Consider the following 22,821-nt stretch of genomic DNA (forward strand, 5'->3'; position numbering starts at 1 on the left):
CAGTGCGTTCATCGGACCGCACTTCGGATCAAACACGCCTGATTAAGGGCGATTTGCCCCGGATGGAGCAGTGTGCCGCGCCCGCGCCCCGGCCCGATCGTTCTAATCTGACGACTGTCATATCCCTGCGGCCCCCCAGGACGGAACCTCATGGCAGCGGCCCCTCCTGACAATGACGTGCTGTGGGCCCGGGGGATCGTCAAGTCCCATCACGGCACCCCCGCGCTGCGCGGCGTCTCGCTCGGGGTCCGGGAGGGCGAGGTCCTCGCCGTCACCGGCCCGCGCGGCTCCGGCAAGAGCACCCTGCTCGGCTGCCTCTCCGCGCTGCTCCCCGTCGACGAGGGCGAGGTCTGGTTCAACAGCGCCCCCGTGCACACCCTCGGCCGGGCCGGCCGGGAACGGCTGCGCCGCGACCGCTTCGGCTTCGTCGGCTCCGAGCCGCACCTGGTCCCCGAACTGACCGCCCGGGAGAACGTCGCCCTGCCGCTGCTGCTGGCCGGCGCCGGTGGCAAGGCCGCCCACACCGCCGCCGACGAGTGGCTGGAGCGCCTGGACATCGGCGAACTCGCCAAGGTCCGGCCCGACCGGCTGCTGCAGAGCCAGCGCCAGCGGATCGCCGTCGCCCGGGCCCTCGCCCCGCTCCCGCCGGTCGTCTTCGCCGACGACCCCACCGCTCCGCTGCACCGCGACACCGCCGAGCAGGTCCTGCGGATACTGACCAGCGCGGCCCGCTCCCACCAGCTCACCCTCGTGCTGGCCACCCACGACCCGGAACTCGTCCGGTACGCGGACCGCGCCGTCGCCCTCGTCGACGGACGCCTCACCGGCCCCGTCACGCCCGTGCCGCGCACCGCCGTCACCGGGACCGCCGCAGGCACCGCCGGGGTCACCACCGTCCCGGCCGCCGGCCGCTGAGGGGGCCGAGGTGTTCTATCTCCGTCTGGTCCGCGGCTACCGGGCCCTGGACCTCGGCCGCTGGCTGGTGACCGCCCTGGCCGGCGCGGTCGTCGCGGCCTTCCTGCTGCGCGCCCTCGGCCGGGCGATGAGCGACCCGGCCGCCGGCCCCGACGCCCTCGTCCGGCTGCTCTGGTGCCTGCCGCCGCTGGCCGCGGTCGCCTGGTTCGCCGCCGTCGCCGCCCGGGCGCTGCCCGCCCGGCGGGCCGAACGGATCACCGGCCTCGCCACCGCCGGAGCCGGCGCCGGCCGGATCCGCGCCCTGATCGCCGGTGAGGTCGCGTTCGCCTGCGGAACCGGCGCCGGCCTCACCCTGCTGCTCTTCCTGGTCCTGCGCAACGACATCGCCGGGCCCGCGCTGGCCGACGAACTCGGCATGGGTGTGGCCCTCCCGGCGGCTGCGCCGGTCGTCCTGCTCGCGCTCGTCCCGCTCACCGCCGGCCTCGCCGCGGCCGGCGCCGTCCCGCACGCCGAGACCCTGCCCGGTCGCTCCCGCCCCGAGCCGACCGGCTTCGGTCCGTGGCGGCTCGCGCTGCCCCTCGGCCTGGTCGTCATCGGCCTCGCCCTGGAACTCATCGCACTGCGCCCCGGCGCCGCGGCCGACGGCCGTCCGGTCCACCTGCCGGCCGGGCTCGGCACCACCAGCACCGCCGCGCTCGGCGGGTGGGCGGCCTCCGCGCTCGGCCTCGCCATGCTCACCGGCCCGCTGCTCGGCTGGGCCGGCCGGCTGCTGGCGCTCGGCCGGCCGACCCCGCTGCGGCTGCTCGCCGGACGCGGCCTCACCGCGCAGGCCCGCCGGCTCGGGGCTCCGCTGGCCGTGCTGACCCTGGCGCTCGCGCTGGTGCTCACCACTGTCCGCTACTGGCTCGGCGAGCCCGGCAGCGCCGACCTGCTGCCCGCGATCGAGGCCGGGCTGGTACTGGGATGCACGGCGGGCGCGGTGGCCGTCCGGCTGGCCGAGCTGCGCGCCGACCGCCGGGGCGTCGGCGAGGCGCTGCTGCGGCTCGGCGCGGCGCCCCGGCTGCTGTTCGGCGCCGTCGTGCTGCGGACCCTGATGGCCGGCACCGTGCTGCTGGTCACCGGTGGGGCGACCGCGGCCCTGGCCGCCGCCGGGCTGCGCTGACCCGGCCGGCGGTCCGCAGATCGCGGACCGCGGGCCGTCGCTGCGATCAGCCGGCCGCCGCGAGCTGGCCGCAGGCGCCGTCGATCTCCTGCCCCCGGGTGTCGCGAACAGTGGTCGGCACGCCGTGCGCCTGCAGCCGCCGGACGAACTCGCGCTCGTCCTCCGGCCGGGAGGCCGTCCACTTGGAACCCGGGGTGGGGTTCAGCGGGATCAGGTTCACGTGCACCCGCTGGTTCCTGATCAGCCGGCCGAGCAGGTCCGCCCGCCACGCCTGGTCGTTGATGTCCTTGATCAGCGCGTACTCGATGGAGATCCGGCGGCCGGACTTCTCGGCGTAGTTCCACGCCGCGTCCAGCACCTCGGCGACCTTCCAGCGGGTGTTGACCGGCACCAGCTCGTCGCGCAGCTCGTCGTCCGGGGCGTGCAGCGACAGTGCCAGGCGGCAGCTGAGCCCCTCGTCGGCGAACCGGTGCATGGCCGGGACCAGGCCGACGGTGGAGACGGTGATGCCGCGCTGGGAGAGCCCGAAGCCGTCCGGCGCCGGGTCGGTCAGCCGACGGATCGAGGCCAGCACCCGGTTGTAGTTGGCCAGCGGCTCACCCATGCCCATGAAGACCACATTGGAGAGCCGGGCCTCGCCGCCCGGGATCTCGCCGGACTTGAGCGCGCGCATCCCGGCGGCGATCTGCTCGACGATCTCGCCGGTGGACAGGTTGCGGGTCAGTCCCGCCTGGCCGGTGGCGCAGAACGGGCAGTTCATGCCGCAGCCGGCCTGCGAGCTGATGCACATGGTGACCCGGTCCGGGTAACGCATCAGCACCGACTCGACGAGCGTGCCGTCGAACAGCTTCCAGAGCGTCTTGCGGGTGGCGTCGTCGTCGCAGGAGACGTGCCGGACCACCGACATCAGCTCGGGCAGCAGGCTCCCGGTGAGCTTCTCCCGGCTGGCGGCGGGGATGTCCGTCCAGCTCGCCGGGTCGTTCGACATCCGGCCGAAGTAGTGGTTGGAGAGCTGCTTGGCGCGGAACGGCTGCTCGCCCAGCTCGGCGACGGCCTCCTTGCGCTCGGCGGGGCTCAGGTCGGCGAGGTGTCGCGGGGGCTTGGCGCCGCGCGGCGCGACAAAGGTGAGTTCTCCGGGCTTAGGCATGGTTGTTCCAGTGTCGCAGACGCGCGGAGGCCCCGGACGCCGTGCGTCCGGGGCCCCTGTGCGCGGGTGCCGTCGGCTCAGCTGCCGACGAAGGCCGCCAGCAACAGCCAGACCACCGGGGCGGTCGGCAGCAGCGAGTCCAGCCGGTCCATGATGCCGCCGTGGCCGGGCAGCAGCGTGCCCATGTCCTTGATGCCCAGGTCGCGCTTGATCATCGACTCGCCCAGGTCGCCCAGGGTCGCGGTGACCGCCGCGCAGCCGCCCAGGATCAGGCCCTGCCACCAGCTGCCGCCGTCGATGATCAGTTCCATCAGCAGCGCGCCCGCCAGCATCGACAGGCCGATGCCGCCGGCCAGGCCCTCGCGGGTCTTGCCCGGGCTGATGGTCGGCGCCAGCTTGTTCTTGCCGAACTTGTAACCCACCGCGTACGCCCCGGTGTCGCTGCACACCGTGACGATGAGGAAGAGCACGATCCGCTGCGGACCGTCGTCGGCCGCCAGCATCATCGCCACGAAGGTGGCGAGGAACGGGACGTAGAAGGCGGTGAAGATGCCCGCCGTTATGTCCCGCAGGTAGTTCTCAGGCGGCTCGGTCATCCGCCAGACCATCACCGCGAGCCCGGTGAGCGCGAGCGAGGCCGCCGCCCACTGGATCCCCGACCAGTAGCCGGTGGCGACCATCGCGATGCCGCCCGCGACCAGCGGGATCAGCGGCGCCTTGATCTCCTTGCGCTCGGCCAGCCGGCTGGTCAGCTCCCAGACACCGACCGACACCGCGGCGATCACCACGACCAGGAACAGGGCCTTGACGACGAACAGCGAGGCGACGATCACCGCGCCGAGGCCGACGCCCACGCCTATCGCGGCCTGGAGGTTGCGGCCACCGCGCTGTTTGCGCTGCGGCGGCTGAGGCTGCGGATCGGCCTGGGCCACGGGTGTCTCCTGCCCTGGGTGGGACGACGGCACGAGGAAGGGCTGCCCCGCCGCCGGTCCGCCCGGCGTGCCGGGGTACGGCCCGCCCGCGGGAGCGGGGGGCGGGGTGTCATCGGTGATCGCGCGCAGCACGACCGTCTCCGACGCACCCGGCTCCCCCGTTCCGGGCTGCTCGTCGCGGAACAGCGGTCCGCTCAGCCGGCCCGTCTCCCGGGCCGGCCCCTCGGCGGGGTCGGCTCCGGGCGGGGGCACGGGCTGCGGGCCCGGGTCGGCCGGTACGGGAGGCATGACCTGAGTCTCCTCCGCGTCCGGGTCCCAGTACACCGGAGGCTGCTGGGAGTGACCCGTTCGGTGGCCGGGGTCGCCGGCGCCGTACGGCCCGTACGGCGCCGGATGACCGGCGGGCTGCGCCGGGTGTCCGGGTATGCCGCGAGCCTGCGCAGGTGCGACGGGCGCCTGCGCAGGCTGGTACGGCCGGAACGGCTGGTACTGCTGGTCGGACGGGCCCCAGTAGCCAGGGGCGTCAGGGGCGTCGTTCATCAGACCTCGAGCAGCTCGGATTCCTTGTGCTTCAGCAGCTCGTCGATCTGGGCCACGTACTTGGCCGTGGTGTCGTCGAGCTCCTTCTCGGAACGGCGGCCGTCGTCCTCGCCGACCTCGCCGTCCTTGACCAGCTTGTCGATGGCGTCCTTGGCCTTGCGGCGCACCGAACGGATCGAGACCTTGGCGTCCTCGCCCTTGGTACGGGCGATCTTGATGAACTCCCGGCGGCGCTCCTCGGTGAGCTCCGGCAGCACCACGCGGATGATGGAGCCGTCGTTCGACGGGTTGACGCCCAGGTCGGAGTCGCGGATCGCCTGCTCGATCGCCTTCAGCGCGGTCTTGTCGAACGGCGAGACGACCGCCATCCGCGGCTCCGGCACCGAGAACGAGGCCAGCTGGTTGATCGGCGTCTTGGCACCGTAGTACTCGGCCACGATCTTGGCGAACATCGCCGGGTGCGCACGGCCGGTGCGGATGGCCGCGAAGTCGTCCTTGGCGTGGGCGACGGCCTTCTCCATCTTCTCCTCGGCCTCGAGGAGGGTCTCTTCGATCACTGTGATCTCCCTGTCCGGTTCATCTGCGGTTGTTCCGTCCGGTGTCTGGCGGTGGCCGGTCGCGGCCCCCGCGCCGTTCCGTACGGCTGGTTGCTGCTCAGGCCCGGACAGAATCCTGGCTGATGAGTGTGCCGATCTTCTCACTCTTCACTGCCCGCGCGATATTGCCCTCCGCGAGCAGCTCGAAGACCAGCATCGGCAGGTTGTTGTCCTTGCACAGCGTGATCGCGGTGAGGTCGGCGACCTTGAGGTCGCGCGCGATGACCTCGGAGTACTCCAGCGCGTCGAACTTCACCGCGTCCGGGTTGGTCCGCGGGTCGGAGTCGTAGACGCCGTCCACGCCGTTCTTGCCCATCAGCAGGATGTCGGCGTGGATCTCCAGGGCCCGCTGCACGGCCGTGGTGTCGGTGGAGAAGTAGGGCATGCCCATGCCGGCGCCGAAGATCACCACACGGCCCTTCTCCAGGTGCCGGACGGCGCGCAGCGGCAGGTACGGCTCGGCGACCTGGCCCATCGTGATGGCGGTCTGGACCCGGGTCTCGATGCCCTCCTTGACCAGGAAGTCCTGGAGCGCCAGGCAGTTCATGACCGTGCCGAGCATGCCCATGTAGTCCGAGCGGGCCCGGTCCATTCCGCGGACCTGGAGTTCGGCGCCCCGGAAGAAGTTCCCGCCGCCGATCACGATGGCGACCTCGGTGCCCGCGCGGACGACCGTGGCGATCTCGCGGGCGATCGCGTGCACGACGTCCGGATCGACGCCGAGCCCGCCGCCGCCGGCGAAGGCCTCACCGGACAGCTTCAGCAGCACCCGGCGGCGCGTGCCGTCGTGGGTGTCCTGCGCGGTCTCCTGCGTCTCCTGCATGGACTTCTCCTTCTACACCTACTGGTTCACAGGCGCGGACGTGCGGATCCCCGGCCTGCGCGTACACGAGAGGAGGCCACTGCCGCGGGAACCGGTTCGGTGTCCTGCACGGCAATGGCCTCCTCGTCGTTCATGCTGCCGACGCGGCTCGCCCATGGACGGATGGCGCTGGGTGAGCCCGTACGGCGCGTTCCCTGCCGCCCTGGTCAGCGGGCGGGGGCGGCTTCCAGCCTACGGCCGGAAGCGCGGGTGGAACGTGGCTCAGGCGCCGACGCGGAAGCGGGCGAAGCGCTTGAGGGCGACGCCGTTCTCCTCGAGAACCTTGGCGACGGACTTCTTGTTGTCCTTCGCGAAGGCCTGCTCCAGGACGGAGTTCTCCTTGACGAAGCCGGTGACGCGGCCCTCGACGATCTTCGGCAGGGCGGCCTCCGGCTTGCCCTCCTCGCGAGCGGTGGCCTCGGCGACGCGGCGCTCGTTCTCGATGTCCTCGGCCGGGATGTCCTCGCGGGACAGGTACTTCGGCGCGAAGGCGGCGATGTGCTGCGCGACGTCCTTGGCGACCTCGGCGTTCTCCTTGTCCAGCTCGACCAGGACGCCGACGGCCGGCGGCAGGTCGGGGCTGGTCTTGTGCAGGTAGACCGCGACGAAGCCGTCGCCGTCGAACTGCGCGAAGCGACGGAAGACGATCTTCTCGCCGAGGGTCGCGTTGGCCTCGTCGACGAACTGCTGGACGGTCTTGCCGGCCTCGATCTCGGAGGCGAGGGCGGCGTCCAGGTCGGCCGGGGCGGTGGCGGCGACGTGGGCGGCGATCGCGTCGGCGACCTGGACGAAGTTGTCACCCTTGGCGACGAAGTCGGTCTCGCAGTTCAGCTCGACCAGGACGCCGGACTTCTTGTCCTCGGCGATGAGCGCGGCGACGGCACCGTTGGAGGCGTCGCGGCCCTCGCGCTTGGCAACGCCCTTCTGGCCCTTGATGCGAAGGATCTCGACGGCCTTCTCGACGTTGCCCTCGGCCTCGTCCAGGGCCTTCTTGCAGTCCATCATGCCGGCGCCGGTCAGCTCACGGAGCTTCTTGACGTCCGCGGCGGTGAAGTTCGCCATGGTGTGAATCTCTTCTCGCGTCTCGCGTGTCTGCGTGGGGTAGCACCGGGGCCGGTGATTCGGCCCAGGCACGGGAGAGAGGGGCACCGACCGGCGTCGTACCGGCGGGTGCCCCTCACCCTTGGTACGTCAGGCCTGCTCGGCCGGAGCCTCGGTGGCCGGAGCCTCGGTGGCGGGCGCCTCAGCAGCGGGCGCCTCAGCGGCGGCGGCCTCGGCGGCGGGGGCCTCGTCGGCCTTCTTCTCACCCTCCAGGAGGTCCTTCTCCCAGTCGGCGAGCGGCTGGTCGGCGCCCGGCTCGGCCTTGACGTCGCCCTTGGCGACACCCGCGCGGGCCTTGAGGCCCTCGGCGACGGCGTCGGCGATCACACGGGTCAGCAGGGTGACGGAGCGGATCGCGTCGTCGTTGCCCGGGATCTTGTAGTCGACCTCGTCGGGGTCGCAGTTGGTGTCGAGGATGGCGACGACCGGGATGTTGAGCTTCCGGGCCTCGCCGACCGCGATGTGCTCCTTCTTGGTGTCCACGATCCAGACGGCGCTGGGAACGCGCTGCATGTCGCGGATACCGCCGAGGGTCTTCTCCAGCTTGTCGTGCTCGCGCTGGAGGACCAGGAGCTCCTTCTTGGTGAGGCCGGAGCCGGCCACGTCCGAGAAGTCCAGCTCGCCCAGCTCCTTGAGGCGCTGCAGGCGCTTGTAGACGGTCGAGAAGTTGGTCAGCATGCCGCCGAGCCAGCGCTGGTTCACGTAGGGCATGCCCACGCGGGTGGCCTGCTCGGCGATGGCCTCCTGGGCCTGCTTCTTCGTGCCGACGAAGAGGACGCTGCCGCCGTGGGCAACGGTCTCCTTGATGAACTCGAAGGCGCGGTCGATGTAGTTCAGCGACTGCAGGAGGTCGATGATGTAGATGCCGTTGCGCTCGGTGATGATGAAGCGCTTCATCTTCGGGTTCCAGCGGCGGGTCTGGTGACCGAAGTGGACGCCGCTCTCCAGCAGCTCCCGCATCGTGACGACGGCCATAGCCGTGCTCCTCAGGTGTTACGCCCGGCTCCGGCGCAGCGGCGTCACGGTCGGCGCACGGTGGCGCTTCCCGCTCGGCGCGTGCGAACGGCCGGGTCAGGCTCGGTTTGTCCGTGGCGGCCAGGTGACAGCCACGCCTGACGCCCCGAACGTGCCGAGCCGCTTCCACCCGGCGGTCCGGGGACCGGCCGGGCTCGGCGGACCGAGCGGCACTCGCACCTGGCGGAGGTGGCGGCGGAGCCGCTTCCGTCCACCGGTGGCGGGGCGTGCGAAGTCGACCCGGCGGACCGGGTCGCGTGTGAAGTGTACGGGAAGCGCCGCGCGCCGGGCGACTCCGCAGCGGGCGGGCGACCGGGGACTCACCTGGTCCGGGCCGCCCGGGCGGCCCTGCCGGGCCCGCGTGAACCCGGCGGGGTACACCCGTTGGAGGGACGGCCACGGTCCACAGGGGCCGGTTGTCCACAGAAATCGGGGCGGGGGTGGCCGGGCCGGTGCGGGCCGGGGAACCTCGGCGGCATGACTGCTGCTGACGGGGTTCCGGACGGTGCTGTGGTGGCGGGTGGGGCGGGCGGTGTGAGCGGTGTGGGCCTTGTGGGCCGGGTGGGCGGTCGCGGCGCTGCGGGCGGTCGGGGCGGTGCGGGCGGTCGCGGCGGTGCGCCGGTCGGGCCGCGGTCCGGTCGGCGGGTGCTGGTGATCGTGCTGGTGGTGCTGGGCGCGCTGCTTCCGTCCGGGTGGCCCGGAGCCCTCGGTCATGCGGCGGGCGGTGGAGCCGCCGGTAGCGACAGTGGTGGCGGGGGAGGTGGAGGCAGCGGCTTCGACGGTGGGCGGGCGTGGCCGGCGGACGGGCCGGGTGGTCGCCCGGCCTTCGTGGTGCACCGCTTCGAGGCGCCGGCACGGCCGTGGGGCGCGGGGCACCGGGGTGTCGACCTGGCTGCCGGCCCCGGGGCGGAGGTGAGGGCGGCGGCTCCCGGTGTGGTCACGTTCGCCGGCCCGGTGGGCGGGCGGCCGGTGGTCACGGTCACCCATACGATCGTCGCCCGTGCGAGCGCCGCCGCTCCCCCGGCGCCCCCGCTGCGGACCACCTATCTACCGGTCGCCGGGACCGTGCCGGTGGGCACCGCGGTGGCAGCGGGCCAGGTGATCGGACGGCTCGCCGACGGGACCGGCCACTGCACCGACGGTGTCTGCCTGCACTGGGGCCTGCTGCGCGGGCGGCGCTACCTCGACCCGCCGTCCCTGTTCGGGACCGGCCGGGCCAGGCTGCTGCCGCTCGTTGACCCGCCCTCCGAGGACCCGGCGCGGCCGGTCAGCTCGGGCCTAGTCCGTGCAGGGCGAGGGAGACGGCAGCGTCGGCGATCACCTCGGGGCTCTCGGCCCGACCGCCCGCCGCCCGCTGCTCCGACTGCCGGACGGCCGCCTCGACGATGCCCTGGAGCAGCGCGGCCGCCAGCCGGGGCTGTTCGTGGCCGAGGTCCTCCAGTGCCTGGACCACGAGCCCGACCAGCGTCCCGTGCGCCGCCCTGATGCGCTCGCGGGCCGCGTCGTCCAGTTCCAGCGCGGAGATCGCGGCGACGGCCCGGTGGCGGGGATCGGCGGCCAGCGCGAGCTGGCCCCGCACATAGGCCTCGATCCGCTCGCCCGCGGTGTCGCGGCTCGCCATCCCGGCCTCGATCTCGGCGGCCCAGAGCGGGAAGTCGGTCTCGCAGAGCGCCTCGACCACGGCCGCCCGCGAGCGGAAGTACTCGTACACCGAGGAGCGCGCGAGTCCCGTGCGCGCCGCGAGCGCGGGGAAGGTCAGGGCCTCCATGCCTCCCTCGGTGAGGAGACTGCGGGCAGCGTCGAGGAGGGCTGCCCGCTGCATCTGACGGTGCTCGGCCACACTGGCCGCTCGGATCTTCGGCACGCACTCCACTGTACGGAGCCCTACATCCCACCGGTACGGTGCCGCACATCGGCGCGATGCGGAGGGTTGCGTACCGGGGCGCAGAGTGCCGGCCGGGCGTACGCGGCGCACCCCACCGGGTTCCGACCGCCCCGCCGCTACCGGATGTCCGACAGCTTGGCGCGCAGTTGGAGCACCGACTTGGTGTGGATCTGGCTGACCCGGCTCTCCGTCACCCCGAGCACCTGGCCGATCTCGGCCAGGGTCAGGCCCTCGTAGTAGTAGAGCGTCACCACGGTCTTCTCCCGCTCGGGGAGCGTGTTCACGGCCTGCGCCAGCAGCCGGCGCAGTTCGCGGTCCTCGGCCACCTCGACCGGGTCGTCGGCGCCGTGGTCCTCCAGGGTGTCCATCAGGCTGAGCCGGTCGCCGCCCTCGCCGACGGGGTGCAGCAGTTCGTCGAGCGCCACCACGTTGGCGAGCGAGAGCTGGCTGAAGATGGCGTGCAGGTCCTCGATGGCGATACCCATCTCGGCCGCGACCTCGGGCTCGTTCGGCGTCCGCCGCAACCGGGCCTCCAGCGTCGCGTACGTCCGCTCGACCGCCTTCGCCTTCTGCCGCACCGAGCGCGGGATCCAGTCCAGTGCCCGCAGTTCGTCGATGATCGCGCCGCGGATCCGGCTGATGGCGTAGGTCTCGAACTTGATGGCGCGTTCGATGTCGAACTTCTCGATCGCGTCGATCAGCCCGAAGACCCCGGAGGAGACGAAGTCGGCCTGCTCGACGTTGGAGGGCAGGCCGACCCCGACCCGGCCCGCCACGTATTTGACCAGCGGCGAGTAGTGCAGGATCAGCTGCTCCCGCAGCCGCTGGTCGGCCGTCTCCTTGTAGGCGCGCCAGAGCTCTTCGAGCGCCGTGCGCTCCCGGCCGGCCGCCTCCCGGCGGGGCCCAGGCGCCTCGGGCGGCGCGGGGGCGGCCGGGTCGACGGAAGCGCCGGGCGCGTCCGAACGGTCGTCGTGCGCCCCGGAGTGCGCCGTACGGCCGCCCTGTCGCGCGAGGGCCCCCATCCCACCCGCGGCCTTGGGCGGGAACTCGGTCACGGTGCGCCGCTCGGTGCGCGGCCCTCCCGAGGACCGGGCGCCACCGGTCACTCGGTGTCCGGGAATGTGTGTGGGCATACGTTGGTCTGCGCCGTTCTGCCGAGTCATGTGCTGATAGGGAAGGCATGGCGAGCGTAGCGTGACCGACTCGCTGCACAGTGCTACCGCCACTCGGTCGTCCCCCGATCCGGTGGCTTCGTGTCACCGCCTCGGGGTACCGGAGGCAGACGGACTGGAGGCCGCACCCCGCCGCGCCGGGCCGCTCCGTCAAGCCCCGTCCTCCTTCCACTCGTCCGTGTGGTCCGCTCCCCGGTTGTCGGCCTTCCGGACCTGCCGTCACCTCCTGCGCACCAGGCGCCAGTGCGCCCCGTGCCGTTCGACGTGGCCGAGCGAGCCCAGCTCGTAGAGCCGCTGGAGCACCTCGTCCGGCGGGAGCCCGGACTGCCGGGCCAGCTGCTCCACCGGCGCGCCGTCCGACGTGGCGGGCACCGCCTCCAGGACCCTGGCCGCCGCCGGCTCCAGGAGATCCCTGGGCAGCACCGGTCCGCTGCGCTGCGGCGCGAGGTCGTCACCGATCGCGCCGATCAGCTCGACGACCTCGGCGGCGTCGGTGACCACGGTGGCGGCGCCGCTGCGGATCAGGGCGTGCACCCCGGCGGACAGCTCCGAGGTCACCGGGCCGGGCACGGCCATGGTGTGCCGGTTGAGGTCGCGGGCACGTCTGGCAGTGCTGAGCGCCCCGCTGCGCAGCGCCGCCTCGACCACCACGGTTCCGCGGGTCAGCGCCGCGATCACCCGGTTGCGCAGCACGAACCGGAACCTGGTCGGGTGCTCCCCCGGCGGGAGTTCGCTCAGCAGCAGCCCCTGTTCGGCGATCCGGCGGATCAGGCCGGTGTTGCCCCTCGGGTAGGCCACGTCCACCCCGCAGGCGAGGACACCGACGGTCGGGCCGCCGACCGCCAGCGCGCCCCGGTGGGCGGCCGCGTCGATGCCGTAGGCACCTCCGGAGACGACCACCCAGCCGCGTTCGGCGAGCTGGGCGGCGAGGTCCCCGGCGACGTGCGCGCCGTACGCCGTGCAGGCCCGGGCACCCACCACCGAGACCGAGCGCAGCGCGAGCAGACGCAGCGAGCCGGTGCCGATCACCCAGAGGCCGGTGGGCCTGGTCTCCGCGAGGTCGTCCAGCTGGCTGGGCCACTCCGTGTCGCCCGGAATGATGAAGCGTCCACCGGCCGCCCGCACCCGTTCCAGGTCGGCGACCGGGTCGAGGCCGGTCAGCCTCGCCCGGTAGGCCGCCAGCCGGGCGTCGTCCGGGCCCGGTCGGCCGGGCACCCTGCCGTCCCGGATCGCCCGGACCACGTCGAGGGCGTCGGTGCGGGCGAGCCAGCGGCCGAGCGCGGCGTCCCCGGGTTCGCCGAGCCGGCAGAGCGCCGCGCGGGCCAGACGCTCGGGCTCGTATTCGTATTCGTATTCGGGCTCGTTCTTGGGCTCGGGCCTGGGCACCGGCTCGGGCGGCGCCCCGGGCCGAGGGGCGGCTCCCGTTTCAGCGGGCGGGCCCTGGACGAGATCGTTCGCGGTGCGGTTCACGGGGCGGCCTCCTCGGGCTCGGGCTGCGGATCGACGGTGCGCCGGGCGGAACGGGTGCGCGCCGGGCGGCGCTCGGCCTTGCCGCCCGTCCGGTCCGGGGCGGGGTCCGCCCGCCCGAAGAAGCGCTCCGTCAGCGGAATCCCCTGATCCACGCCGGTGCGCAGGACGAGGGCCGTCCGAACGTCACGCTGTTCCGGGCGGTCCCGGCCGGCCAGGTCCGCGACCGTCCAGGCGACCCGCAGCACCCGGTCCAGGCCCCGGGCGGTCAGCAGGCCCCGCTCCAGCTGACGCGCGGCGTCGTTCAGCGCGCTCGGTGCCAGCTGCCAGCGGGTGCGCAGCTCATGGCCGGGGACCTCGGCGTTGGTCCGCCACGGTGTGCCGGCCAGCCTGGCCGCCGCACGCTCGCGGGCCGCCAGCACCCGGGCCGCGACGACCTCGGTGGTCTCCGCCGAGGTGTCGCGCTGCATCAGCTCGACCCTGGTCACCGGAGCGACCTGGACCTGGAGGTCGACCCGGTCGAGCAGCGGTCCGGAGAGCCGGCCCTGGTACCGGCCGACCATGGCGGGCGTGCACTCGCAGCCCTCGCCCCGCCGCGAGTGGCGCCCGCACGGGCAGGGGTTGGCGGCCAGGCAGAGCAGGAACCGGGCCGGCAGCCGCATCGATCCGGCGGACCGGGCGATCACCACCTCACCCGATTCGAGCGGCTGGCGCAGCGCGTCCAGCACCCGGACGGGGAATTCCGGTGCCTCGTCGAGGAACAGGACGCCCCGGTGGGCCAGCGAGACCGCACCCGGTCTCGGCAGCCCGCTGCCGCCGCCGACGATCGCCGGCATGGTGGTCGAGTGGTGCGGGGCGCAGTAGGGCGCCCGGTCGACCAGCGGCCGCCCGGCCGGCAGCAGCCCCGCCACCGAGTGGACCGCGGTGACCTCCAGGGCCTCCTTCTGGGTGAGCGGCGGGAGCAGTGCGGGCAGCCGCTCCGCCAGCATGGTCTTGCCCGCGCCGGGCGGCCCCTTGAGGTAGAGGTGGTGACCGCCGGCGGCGGCGATCTCCAGGGCCCGGCGGGCCTCGTACTGGCCGGCCACGTCGGCGAGGTCCATCCGGGCGGCCGCCTCGTCGGGCAGGCCCCGCACCCCGGCGCTGGGGAGCATCAGGCCGGCCATCAACGGGTCGGGGTGCCCGCCGGGGCGGTCGGCGGGCTCCTCCGGTTCGGGGGCTCCGGTGAGCAGCGCCACGAGCTGGCGCAGGCTGCGCACGCCGAGGACGGTCACCCCGGGGACCAGCTCGGCCTCGGCGGCGGTCTGGTCGGCGACCACCACGCGCCGGTAGCCGGCGTCCGCGGCGGCCAGCACCGACGGGAGCACCCCGCGCACCGGGCGCACCCGCCCGTCCAGCCCGAGTTCGCCGATCAGCAGCAGGTCGGCGATCGCGGCCGGGTCGAGCCGTTCGGCGGCGGCCAGCACGGCGCAGGCCACGGCGAGGTCGAAGCCGCTGCCGCTCTTGGGCACCGAGGCCGGGCTCAGCCCGACGGTCAGCTTCCGCTGCGGCCAGGCCTCGCCGCTGTTGACGACCGCCGCGCGCACCCGGTCGCGGGCCTCGGAGAGCGCCTTGTCGGGCAGGCCGACCAGGGTGAACGCCGCCACCCCGGGCTCCAGATCGGCCTGGACCTCGACGATCACCCCGTCGACGCCGACCAGGGCCACGGAACACGTCCGGGCGAAGGCCATCTCAGACCACCCCCCGCAGGTGGTCGACCGAGGCGGCGCCGCGGGACCGGTTGATGACGGCGACCAGGTCGATCCGGACGCCGCCGGGCGGCACGGGCGCCCACGGCGGGTCGTCGGCGCCGGGTCGGTACTCGGGACCTGCCAACCGGGCGAAGTGGCCGGGCCAGCGCTCGGCCATCCAGCGCTCGGCCAGTCGGCGCAAGCGGTCCGCCTTGGTCGGACCGATGGCCTCGCTGGGCTGCTGGAAGCCCCGCTCGGAGCGGGTCTTGACCTCGCAGACCGCCACGGTGTCGCCGTCGAGGGCGACGATGTCCAGCTCGCCCTCGACGCAGCGCCAGTTGCGGTCGAGGATGCGCAGCCCGTCCTCGGTGAGCCGACGGGCTGCGACCTGCTCGCCGTAGCGGCCGAGGCCGGTGTTGGTCGGCCGCGACGGTCCCGGCGCGGCCGACGGGGGCGACACGGCCGACGGGGGCGGACCGCCCGCCGGGGCCCGCGTCGTCCTCCGGCGCGGCTGCCCGTCCTGCCGGGCCTTCGCGGTCCTCTTGCGCGTGGCGCGCTCGATCTCCTGCACGGTGACCACCTCCGCCGGGGAGGTTGCCGTGCGGTCCGGGATCGGACCAGAGAGTTGTCCTTTCCTGTGGACAACTCGGGCCTGTGGATAACTCCTGTCACCTACGGGAGTGATTATCCCGGAATACCCGGAATTCCCCTGGACATCCGGGGTCCGGGCGGTCCACCGTCAGTTCCCGAAGCCGGACTCGTCCGAGGGCAGCTCCAGGTCGCTCTTCGCGAGTTCCTCGATGTTCACGTCCTTGAAGGTCAGCACCCGGACCTTGCGGACGAACCGGGCCGGCCGGTACATGTCCCAGACCCACGCATCCGCCATCGACACCTCGAAGAACACCTCGCCCTGCACCGAGTGCACCTGCAGCTCGTAGTCATTGGTGAGGTAGAACCGTCGCTCGGTCTCGATCACGTACTTGAACAGGCCGACGACGTCCCGGTACTCCCGGTAGAGCTTGAGCTCCATCTCGGTCTCGTACTTTTCGAGATCTTCGGCACTCATCCAGGCGTCCCCTCAACTTGTCACGTCCACCCATTGTGGACCACCGCACTCACCCTCAGAGCCTTACCGGAGCTGCCGGCGGCCCCTCGGTCATCAGCCGCTGCAGAAAGTCCACCAGCCCGACGGGATAGACGGTCTCGGCGGTGGCCCGCAATTCCCCGACCGTCCACCAGCGTGCCGCGAGCAGTTGGGCGTGCTCGTCCTCGCCCATGCCCGAGTGGTCCAGCACCGTGTCCGTCGTGCGGGCCAGGTGGAACCACTGCTCCTGCTCGTAGCGCCGTCCCCGATAGGAGAACGAAGCCTTGCCGTACGCCACCACCGGCCCCAGCTCCACGCCGCGCAGTCCGGTCTCCTCCAGGAGCTCGCGCTCGGCGGCGTCCCGGAAGTCCTCCCCCGGTTCCAAGCCGCCGCCGGGGGTGAACCACCAGGTGACGCCGGGGACCGCCGGGTCCGAGCCGTGGAACAGCAGCACCCGGTCCTGCCCGTCGAACAGCAGGATCCGCGAGGCCCTGCGCCGCTGTGCCGCCATGACGAGCCTCCACGTTCCCTTCGTCCGCCCCGGTCGCTCCCCCGATCCTGCCACCCGGCGCGGTCGTCCGGGGCGAGGTTGGGCAGAGCGGCCCCGGCGCGAACCGTGCCGGCCGGGGTCAGGTCGTGCGGCGGCGACGGCGCGCCAGCCCTGCCACCCCGCTCACCGCCGTGGTCACGAGGATCGTCGCCGCGCCTACAACGCTCGCCCAGAACGCGGGTTCCAGCGGTCCCGGGTCTGCCGGGCCCTCCCCACCGATCACCTCGAACGCCGAGGTGCCGGCCAGCAGGCCGGCCCGGCCGAGCGGAAGCACGGTGGCCTCGACCCGGGCCTCCACCCCGGTGGCCGGGACGGTCCCGCCGTCGACCTCCAGGTGGACGCGGGAGTCGAGCGAGCCGAGCCGGTTGTCTCCGAGCAGGAAGAGACGGCCGGTCGGCACCTCTACGCTGAAGGCGGTTCCCTGGGCACCCTGCGCCGCGAGGTACGGCTCGTCCACGGGCTTGCCGTTGACGGTCAGCCGCTGGTCACCGGTGGCGACGGCGACGGTGTCGCCACCGATCGCGACCACGCGCTTGACCATGAGCGGGCCACCCCAGGCCTGGTCCCGGAAGACCACCACGTCACCGCGCCGGACGTCCGCGCCGTCGGTCTTCCGCGCCAGGACGGTGTCCCCGGCCCTGAGGGTCGGCTCCATCGAACCGGTCGGGATGTTGTACGGCCGGTAGCTCACGGCGATCACCGCGAAGCCGCCGATCAGCAGGACCAGGCCGACGGTGAGCAGCACGCCCTGGACCACGGCCCCTGGGGCGCGCCGGGGGCGGGCCGGGGCCAGGGGATCACCGGTCGTCCGTTCCGCGACACTGCTCATCGACACCGTCCAACCCCTGACCGACCCGGAAACGCTCACGGCGGCGCACCGGGGCCACGGGCGGAAAACCCGGCGGGCCGTGGCACGTCCGAGCAGATTACTCGTCGGTACCACGGCCCGCGCAAGGCCCGGGAGCCCCCGGTCGGGATCAGGACCGCCGGTCGCCGTCCGGCCGGTTCCGCAGCCTGCGGACCAGCGGCAGCAGGGCGACGGCGCCCACGGCACCGGCTGCGGCCGGCACCGCCGGCGCGGCCGCCGCCAGGCCCTTCTGGTCGAAGGTGTCCGGCACCGGCAGCGTCGACCAGTGGTTGACCGGCCAGGCCACCACGAAGGCGCGCCCGATCACGTCGTCCACCGGGACGGTCCCGCCACCCGGCTGGTCCATGTGGAAGCGTGAGTCGAGCGAGTCCGCGCGGTGGTCGCCCATCACCCAGATCCGGCCGTCGGGGACCTTCACCGGACCGAACGGCTTCGTCCCGCACGGGGTGTTGCCGGCGTAGACGTACGGCTCGTTGAGCGCGACGCCGTTGACCTTCACCGGACCCTCGCCCTCGCACTCGACGGTGTCCCCGCCGACCGCGATGACCCGCTTGATGAGGTCCTTCTCGTTGTCGGAGGGCATCAGTCCGACGAAGCTCAGCACGTTCTGGACGCCCCGGACGAAGGCGTTGCTGCTCTCCTTGGTGGGCTCGTCGGCCAGCCAGCCGCCCGGATCGTGGAACACCACGACCTCGCCGCGCTCCGGCTCGGCGCCGAACCACGGGGTGAGCTTGTCCACCAGGACCCGGTCACCGACCTGCAGCGTGTTCTGCATCGACTCCGACGGAATGGAGAACGCCTGGACGAAGAAGGTCTTGATCACCAGCGCCAGGACGAGGGCGATGCCGATGAGGATCGGCAGCTCCTTCCAGAACGACCGCTGCTTGCGCTCGTTCCGCGGCGGCTGCTCCTCGGTACCGTCCGCCGGACCGGAGTCGCCCGGGAGGGGCGGCGGGGTGTCACCTGTGCCGTCGCCGTGCCCGTCCGCGGACTGGGCCGCCGTGTCCTCGGCCGAGGACGAGGGCGCCGCGGCCTCCGCGGACCGGGCCGCCGGGCCGCCGGAGCCCTCGGGCTCGCCGGCGCCTGAGCGGGCGCCGATCACCAAATCCCCCACAACGTCTCCTCCCTGCTGTGCGGACGCCCGTGCGCCCGCGCTCACAGTGCCGCACAGCGGGCACCACGCTCCACCACCGACCGCGCCCCCGCCAGGACCGGCCCCCGACGGGCCTCCTGACACCGGCACAGCCTTCGGGTGCGACCCCTCGACACCGAGTCGGCCGCACCCAGCACTTCTCTATCACTCCCGGGCATCCGGCTCGCGGTCCCACACGCCCGGCCCGATCACGACGGGCCTGTCCGGGCCTACGCCCGGCGCCGCCCCATCCGGCGGCCGATGAGCGGAAGGATGCCCAACACACCCATAACGAGCGGAGGTTCCTCAGGAACCGGCCCGCCGCCCATCGAGTCCGTTGCGGTCGTGCCATCCGCCGGAACCCGCGCCACCGAGGAGAGTGAAACCGGCACCTCAAGTTGATGGACCCGACCCACCGGCCAGGCGATCATGAACGCCCGCCCCACCACACCGCTCACCGGAACGGTGCCCTGCCCCGGATTGCCCATGTGGAAACGGGAGTCGGCGGACACGTCCCGGTGGTCGCCCATCACCCAGAGCCTGCCCTGCGGCACCTTCACCTTGAACGGCTGCCGGGAGGGCGGGTTGCCCGGAGCGAGGTAGGGCTCGTCCAACGGCCTGCCGTTGAGACTGATCCTGCCCTGCTCGTCACAGCACTCGACGGTGTCCCCGCCGACCCCGATCACCCGCTTGATGAGGTCCTGCTCACTGTCGGACGGCAGCAGTCCGACAAAGGTCAGCACCTGCTTGGCCACACGCAGAACCGGCCCGTCCTTCGACGACCCGCGCTCGTTCTCTAGCCAGCCGCCCGGGTCCCTGAACACCACCACCTCGCCGCGCTCCGGCTCGGCGCCGAACCAGGGGGTGAACTTGTCCACCAGCACCCGGTCCCCGACCTGGATGGTCTGCTCCATCGAGCCGGAGGGGATCACGAAGACCTGCACCAGGAAGGTCTTCATCACCAGCGCCACGACCAAGGCCACCACGACGACCAGCGGGATCTCGCGCAGACGGGAGCTTCTACGGCGGCGGGCCGCCCGGCGGGCGGTACGACGGCGCTCGGCGCGCCCACGCACCACAGGGGCGGCGGGGGCCGCGTCCTCCTCCAACCCGGTCACGGCACCGGTGACAGCACCCGTTTCAGGGCCGGACGCGGGGCCGGTCGGGGAGCCGGGGTCGGTTCCGGCGGCCGGGCGGTCGGCGAGCCGTCCCCTACCTCTGGTCCCCATGGCCACCGGTCCCCCCTGCCGCGGCAAAGGCCGTCGGCCGGTCGACCGAGGCCCAGTGCCCGACCGGGTAGACCACCCAGGCCGCCCGGCCGATCACCTTGGACTCGGGGACGAACCCGCCGCCGGGGTCACCGAGGTGGTCGCGGGAGTCCCGGGAGGCGCTGCGGTGGTCGCCCAGCACGAAGAGCTTGCCGGACGGCACCACCACGTCGAAGGCCACGGCGGACGGCTCGTCCCCGGGGTACAGGTAGCCGGACTCGTCGACCGGAACACCGTTGACGGTGAGCGGGCGGCCCGGTCCCGCGCTGGTCACACGGTCGCCGCCGACGCCGATGACCCGCTTCACGTAGACCGAGTCACCGGTCGGGACCAGCCCGACATCACGGCCGAAGGAGCGCAGCGAGGTCCAGACGCCGTCGCGTTCCAGCGGCTTGCGCAGAAAGGAGCCCGTACCGTCGAACACCACCACGTCACCGCGCTGCGGGTGGCCGCCGAAGGCGTAGGACAGCTGGTTCACGATCAGGCGGTCGCCCGGTCGCAGGGTGTTCTCCATCGACCCGGAGGGCACCGAGAACGGCCGCGCCACGAAGGCGTTCACCAGCAGCAGCACGAGCAGGCAGATTCCGGCGAGCAGCAGCAGGTCACGCGCGCCCGAGCGCCCACGCGCAGGCTCCGCACCGTCGCTCTCCTCGGAAGCGCCTTCCTCGGAACCGTTCTCCTCGGAAGCGCCTTCCTCGGAACCGTTCTCCTCGGAGGCGCCCTTCTCGGAAGCGCTCTCCCCCGAGTCGGCGCCGCTCTCCTCGGCGGGGGCCGCGGAAACGACCGCGGACCGCGCCGGCGAGTCCGCACCGGTGGGTGCGGGACTGCCGTCGCGGTCCGCGGGTGGTTCGTGCGTGCTCATCGGGGGCTGAGCTTACCGTGCGGCAGCCCGGCCCCCCAGAGCGATCCGATCCCCCGGCGGTGCCGGGGGCCGGTGGATCAGCGGTCGCGCTTCTCCTTGATCTTCGCGGCCTTGCCGCGGAGGTCACGCAGGTAGTACAGCTTGGCGCGGCGAACCGCACCACGGGTCACGACCTCGATCTTCTCGACGACCGGGGTGTGCACCGGGAAGGTGCGCTCGACACCGACGTTGAAGCTGACCTTGCGAACGGTGAAGGTCTCACCGACGCCGGCGCCGTGGCGGCGGATGACGACGCCCTGGAAGACCTGGACACGGGAGCGGTTGCCCTCGATGACCCGGACGTGCACCTTCAGGGTGTCACCGGCGCGGAACGCCGGGATGTCGCTACGCAGCGAGGCCGCGTCGACAGCAGCGAGCTTGTTGCTCATGTTGCTCTCCATCGCAGGCGCCACGGGCCGCCCACGGAAGTCGTCACAAATGGGGTTTGCCGCGGGCCGCACCGGCTACCGGCGGTCCCCCCGTGGCGGGGGCGCCGAACCACGTGACCCCTGCGGGAGGAGCCCAGCGACAGACAGCAGCGGCCTATTCTTCCACACCACCGGCCGCGGACCGAAATCGGCCGAGCCCCTCGTCCCAGGCAAGGCCGAGCACATCGAGCGCCGCACGGTCCTTCTTGTCGAAGTCGGCGTGCCGCCAGCGCGCCACCAGGTCCGGCCGGTTGGCCAGGGTGCGGGCGAAGGCCTGCTCGCGGCGCCAGCGGGCGATCTTGCCGTGGTTCCCGCTCAGCAGGATGTCCGGCACCGTACGGCCGCGCCACTCGGCGGGCTTGGTGTAGACCGGGCCCTCCAGCAGGTCGGCCATCGCGCCGGGCGCGAAGGAGTCGTCGCGGTAGGACTCGGCGTTGCCGAGCACACCGGGCAGCAGCCGGGCGATCGCCTCGACCATGACCAGCACCGCGACCTCGCCGCCGGCCAGCACGTAGTCGCCGATCGACGCCTCGACCACCGGCATCCGGGTGGCCGCCTCTTCGATCACCCGCCGGTCGATGCCCTCGTACCGGGCCGGGGTGAACGCCAGCCACGGCCGGCCCGCCAGCTCCTGCGCGAGTTCCTGGGTGAACGGCCGGCCGCTGGGGGTGGGCACCACCAGGGTCGGCAGCTCCCCCTCGGGACCCCGGGCGAGCACCGCGTCGAGGGCCTCGCCCCACGGCTCGGGCTTCATCACCATGCCCGGGCCGCCGCCGTACGGGCTGTCGTCGACGGTCCGGTGCACGTCGTACGTCCAGTCGCGCAGGTCGTGGACGTGCACGTCGAGCTGGCCGCGGGCGCGCGCTTTGCCGACCAGCGAGATGTTCAACGGTTCCAGGTACTCGGGGAAGATCGACACGACGTCGATCCGCATCCCGTGCCGCACGACCGGTGCCGAGGCCTCCGCAGGCTCCGGGGACCCCACGGCCTGCACGGACTCCTCGGAGCTCACTGCGACTCCTCCGCCGAGTTCGCGGAGTTCGCGGAGTTCGCGGAGCTCGCGGAGCTCGCGGAGCTCGCGGAGTCCGCCGACTTCTCCGCGGACTCCGCACCCGGCGCGGACTCGCCGAGCGCGACCTCGGCGCTCTCCGGGTCGATCAGCCCGGGCGGCGGGTCGATGACCGCGCGCTGGTTCTCCAGGTCGATGGTCGGCACGATCCTGCTGACGAAGGGCACCAGCGCCTCCGTCCCGTCCGGCTTCTTCACGGTGAGCAGGTCCTGGTACGGCAGGTGGACCACCTCGGTGAGCTCGCCCACCAGGGTGCCGTCGAGCAGGACCACGTCCAGACCGATCAGCTGGTGGTCGTAGTACTCCTCCGGGTCGTCCGGACGCTCCTCCGGGTCGACCTCGGCGATCAGGATCGTGCCGCGCAGCGCCTCGGCGCCGTTGCGGTCCTTGACACCGGCGAACCGCAGCAGCAGCCGCCCGCTGTGCACCTTGCCGGACTCGACGGTCAGCGGACCGGCCGAGGCCGGGTCGGTGAGCAGGACGGCACCGGGGCCGAGCCGGAGCTCCGGCTCGTCGGTGCGGACCTCGACACTGACGTCCCCCCTGATGCCGTGGGCGCGGCCGATCTTGCCGACGACGAGCTGCACGGTGATCGTTCTCCTGGATGAGTGCTGCTGAGTGCTGCTGCTTGCGTGAGTGCTTGGGGCTGAGGAGTACTGCGGAACCGCCGCGGGGAAGCCGCCGAGAACGGCGAAGGCCGGCCGGGACGACATGCGTCCCGGCCGGCCTCGAAACCCTGACGGCTGAACGAGCAGCCGGGTCAGCGAATGTTGTCCACGTCGACCAGGTCGACCCGGACGTTGCGACCGCCGAGGGCGCCGACCACGGTGCGCAGGGCGCGCGCCGTGCGGCCACCCCGGCCGATCACCTTGCCGAGGTCATCGGGGTGCACCCGCACCTCGATGGTGTTGCCCCGACGCAGGTTGCGCGAGCGCACCTGCACCTCGTCGGGGTGCTCGACGATGCCCTTCACCAGGTGGTCGAGGGCGTCCTCGATCACG

The 22,821-nt window shown here is 73.0% G+C and carries 23 protein-coding genes and 1 pseudogene; 3 read left to right on the top strand and 21 right to left on the bottom strand.

Annotated features, from left to right (window positions below; all coding sequences use genetic code 11):
• Positions 1–150 precede the first annotated feature (150 nt).
• Together ABZW10_RS24850 and ABZW10_RS24855 are read left to right on the top strand one after the other, a co-directional pair.
• Positions 151–915, top strand: a complete 765-nt coding sequence (locus tag ABZW10_RS24850; RefSeq protein WP_355369597.1) for an ABC transporter ATP-binding protein — start codon at positions 151–153, stop codon at positions 913–915.
• A 10-nt stretch (positions 916–925) separates the two neighbouring features.
• A complete protein-coding gene (locus ABZW10_RS24855) occupies positions 926–2,077 on the top strand; it encodes a hypothetical protein (protein WP_355369599.1) in 1,152 nt (383 codons plus the stop codon).
• Between the two features lie 46 nt (positions 2,078–2,123).
• Here the strand turns inward: ABZW10_RS24855 and rlmN are convergent, their stop codons facing one another.
• The 6 genes from rlmN to rpsB all read right to left on the bottom strand — a co-directional run bounded on the left by rlmN (position 2,124) and on the right by rpsB (position 8,230).
• Positions 2,124–3,224 (bottom strand): 23S rRNA (adenine(2503)-C(2))-methyltransferase RlmN, encoded by a 1,101-nt coding sequence (gene rlmN / locus ABZW10_RS24860; protein WP_355369601.1) that lies wholly within the window; start codon positions 3,222–3,224, stop codon positions 2,124–2,126.
• Between the two features lie 77 nt (positions 3,225–3,301).
• Positions 3,302–4,444, bottom strand: coding sequence for a phosphatidate cytidylyltransferase (locus ABZW10_RS24865; protein ID WP_355369603.1), 1,143 nt, complete (start codon positions 4,442–4,444; stop codon positions 3,302–3,304).
• Between the two features lie 251 nt (positions 4,445–4,695).
• Complete coding sequence (gene frr, locus ABZW10_RS24870; protein ID WP_355369605.1) at positions 4,696–5,253, bottom strand: ribosome recycling factor; 558 nt, start codon at positions 5,251–5,253, stop codon at positions 4,696–4,698.
• 97 nt (positions 5,254–5,350) lie between these two features.
• The gene (gene pyrH, locus ABZW10_RS24875) at positions 5,351–6,115 is read right to left on the bottom strand and encodes a UMP kinase (protein ID WP_355369607.1); all 765 of its coding nucleotides are present in this window, start codon (positions 6,113–6,115) and stop codon (positions 5,351–5,353) included.
• A gap of 261 nt (positions 6,116–6,376) precedes the next feature.
• On the bottom strand, positions 6,377–7,216 hold the full coding sequence (gene tsf / locus ABZW10_RS24880; protein ID WP_355369609.1) for a translation elongation factor Ts: 840 nt from the start codon (positions 7,214–7,216) through the stop codon (positions 6,377–6,379).
• Between the two features lie 129 nt (positions 7,217–7,345).
• Positions 7,346–8,230, bottom strand: a complete 885-nt coding sequence (rpsB, locus tag ABZW10_RS24885; RefSeq protein WP_355369611.1) for a 30S ribosomal protein S2 — start codon at positions 8,228–8,230, stop codon at positions 7,346–7,348.
• Between the two features lie 516 nt (positions 8,231–8,746).
• Here rpsB and ABZW10_RS24890 point away from each other — a divergent pair.
• A pseudogene (locus ABZW10_RS24890) lies at positions 8,747–9,448 on the top strand (M23 family metallopeptidase); the annotation flags it as partial.
• 88 nt (positions 9,449–9,536) lie between these two features.
• Here the strand turns inward: ABZW10_RS24890 and ABZW10_RS24895 are convergent.
• From ABZW10_RS24895 to ABZW10_RS24965, 15 genes are all read right to left on the bottom strand, one after another.
• Positions 9,537–10,109 carry a helix-turn-helix domain-containing protein gene (locus ABZW10_RS24895; RefSeq protein WP_355369711.1) on the bottom strand — a complete coding sequence of 191 codons (573 nt, stop codon included), beginning with the start codon at positions 10,107–10,109 and terminating at the stop codon, positions 9,537–9,539.
• A 161-nt stretch (positions 10,110–10,270) separates the two neighbouring features.
• The gene (gene whiG, locus ABZW10_RS24900) at positions 10,271–11,176 is read right to left on the bottom strand and encodes an RNA polymerase sigma factor WhiG (protein ID WP_355369713.1); all 906 of its coding nucleotides are present in this window, start codon (positions 11,174–11,176) and stop codon (positions 10,271–10,273) included.
• A 369-nt stretch (positions 11,177–11,545) separates the two neighbouring features.
• Positions 11,546–12,712 carry a DNA-processing protein DprA gene (dprA, locus tag ABZW10_RS24905; protein WP_355369715.1) on the bottom strand — a complete coding sequence of 389 codons (1,167 nt, stop codon included), beginning with the start codon at positions 12,710–12,712 and terminating at the stop codon, positions 11,546–11,548.
• Positions 12,713–12,792: 80 nt separating this feature from the next.
• On the bottom strand, positions 12,793–14,520 hold the full coding sequence (locus tag ABZW10_RS24910; RefSeq protein ID WP_355369613.1) for a YifB family Mg chelatase-like AAA ATPase: 1,728 nt from the start codon (positions 14,518–14,520) through the stop codon (positions 12,793–12,795).
• Position 14,521: 1 nt separating this feature from the next.
• Complete coding sequence (locus tag ABZW10_RS24915; protein WP_355369717.1) at positions 14,522–14,980, bottom strand: YraN family protein; 459 nt, start codon at positions 14,978–14,980, stop codon at positions 14,522–14,524.
• 279 nt (positions 14,981–15,259) lie between these two features.
• Positions 15,260–15,586 carry a DUF2469 domain-containing protein gene (locus tag ABZW10_RS24920; RefSeq protein WP_030056781.1) on the bottom strand — a complete coding sequence of 109 codons (327 nt, stop codon included), beginning with the start codon at positions 15,584–15,586 and terminating at the stop codon, positions 15,260–15,262.
• A 55-nt stretch (positions 15,587–15,641) separates the two neighbouring features.
• Positions 15,642–16,115, bottom strand: coding sequence for an NUDIX domain-containing protein (locus tag ABZW10_RS24925; RefSeq protein WP_355369615.1), 474 nt, complete (start codon positions 16,113–16,115; stop codon positions 15,642–15,644).
• 118 nt (positions 16,116–16,233) lie between these two features.
• On the bottom strand, positions 16,234–16,983 hold the full coding sequence (gene lepB / locus ABZW10_RS24930) for a signal peptidase I (protein WP_355369617.1): 750 nt from the start codon (positions 16,981–16,983) through the stop codon (positions 16,234–16,236).
• Between the two features lie 148 nt (positions 16,984–17,131).
• The gene (gene lepB, locus ABZW10_RS24935; RefSeq protein WP_355369619.1) at positions 17,132–18,136 is read right to left on the bottom strand and encodes a signal peptidase I; all 1,005 of its coding nucleotides are present in this window, start codon (positions 18,134–18,136) and stop codon (positions 17,132–17,134) included.
• 248 nt (positions 18,137–18,384) lie between these two features.
• Positions 18,385–19,272, bottom strand: coding sequence for a signal peptidase I (gene lepB / locus ABZW10_RS24940; RefSeq protein ID WP_355369621.1), 888 nt, complete (start codon positions 19,270–19,272; stop codon positions 18,385–18,387).
• 94 nt (positions 19,273–19,366) lie between these two features.
• A complete protein-coding gene (gene lepB, locus ABZW10_RS24945) occupies positions 19,367–20,284 on the bottom strand; it encodes a signal peptidase I (RefSeq protein ID WP_355369623.1) in 918 nt (305 codons plus the stop codon).
• A gap of 77 nt (positions 20,285–20,361) precedes the next feature.
• A complete protein-coding gene (gene rplS / locus ABZW10_RS24950; RefSeq protein ID WP_063347674.1) occupies positions 20,362–20,712 on the bottom strand; it encodes a 50S ribosomal protein L19 in 351 nt (116 codons plus the stop codon).
• Positions 20,713–20,866: 154 nt separating this feature from the next.
• Positions 20,867–21,685 (bottom strand): tRNA (guanosine(37)-N1)-methyltransferase TrmD, encoded by an 819-nt coding sequence (gene trmD, locus ABZW10_RS24955; protein WP_355369719.1) that lies wholly within the window; start codon positions 21,683–21,685, stop codon positions 20,867–20,869.
• A 74-nt stretch (positions 21,686–21,759) separates the two neighbouring features.
• Positions 21,760–22,407, bottom strand: coding sequence for a ribosome maturation factor RimM (gene rimM / locus ABZW10_RS24960; RefSeq protein WP_355369625.1), 648 nt, complete (start codon positions 22,405–22,407; stop codon positions 21,760–21,762).
• A gap of 173 nt (positions 22,408–22,580) precedes the next feature.
• Positions 22,581–22,820 (bottom strand): RNA-binding protein, encoded by a 240-nt coding sequence (locus ABZW10_RS24965; RefSeq protein WP_030056773.1) that lies wholly within the window; start codon positions 22,818–22,820, stop codon positions 22,581–22,583.
• Between the last annotated feature and the right edge of the window lies 1 nt (position 22,821).

Source organism: Kitasatospora sp. NPDC004723 (genome assembly GCF_040609255.1).
GTDB lineage: Bacteria > Actinomycetota > Actinomycetes > Streptomycetales > Streptomycetaceae > Kitasatospora.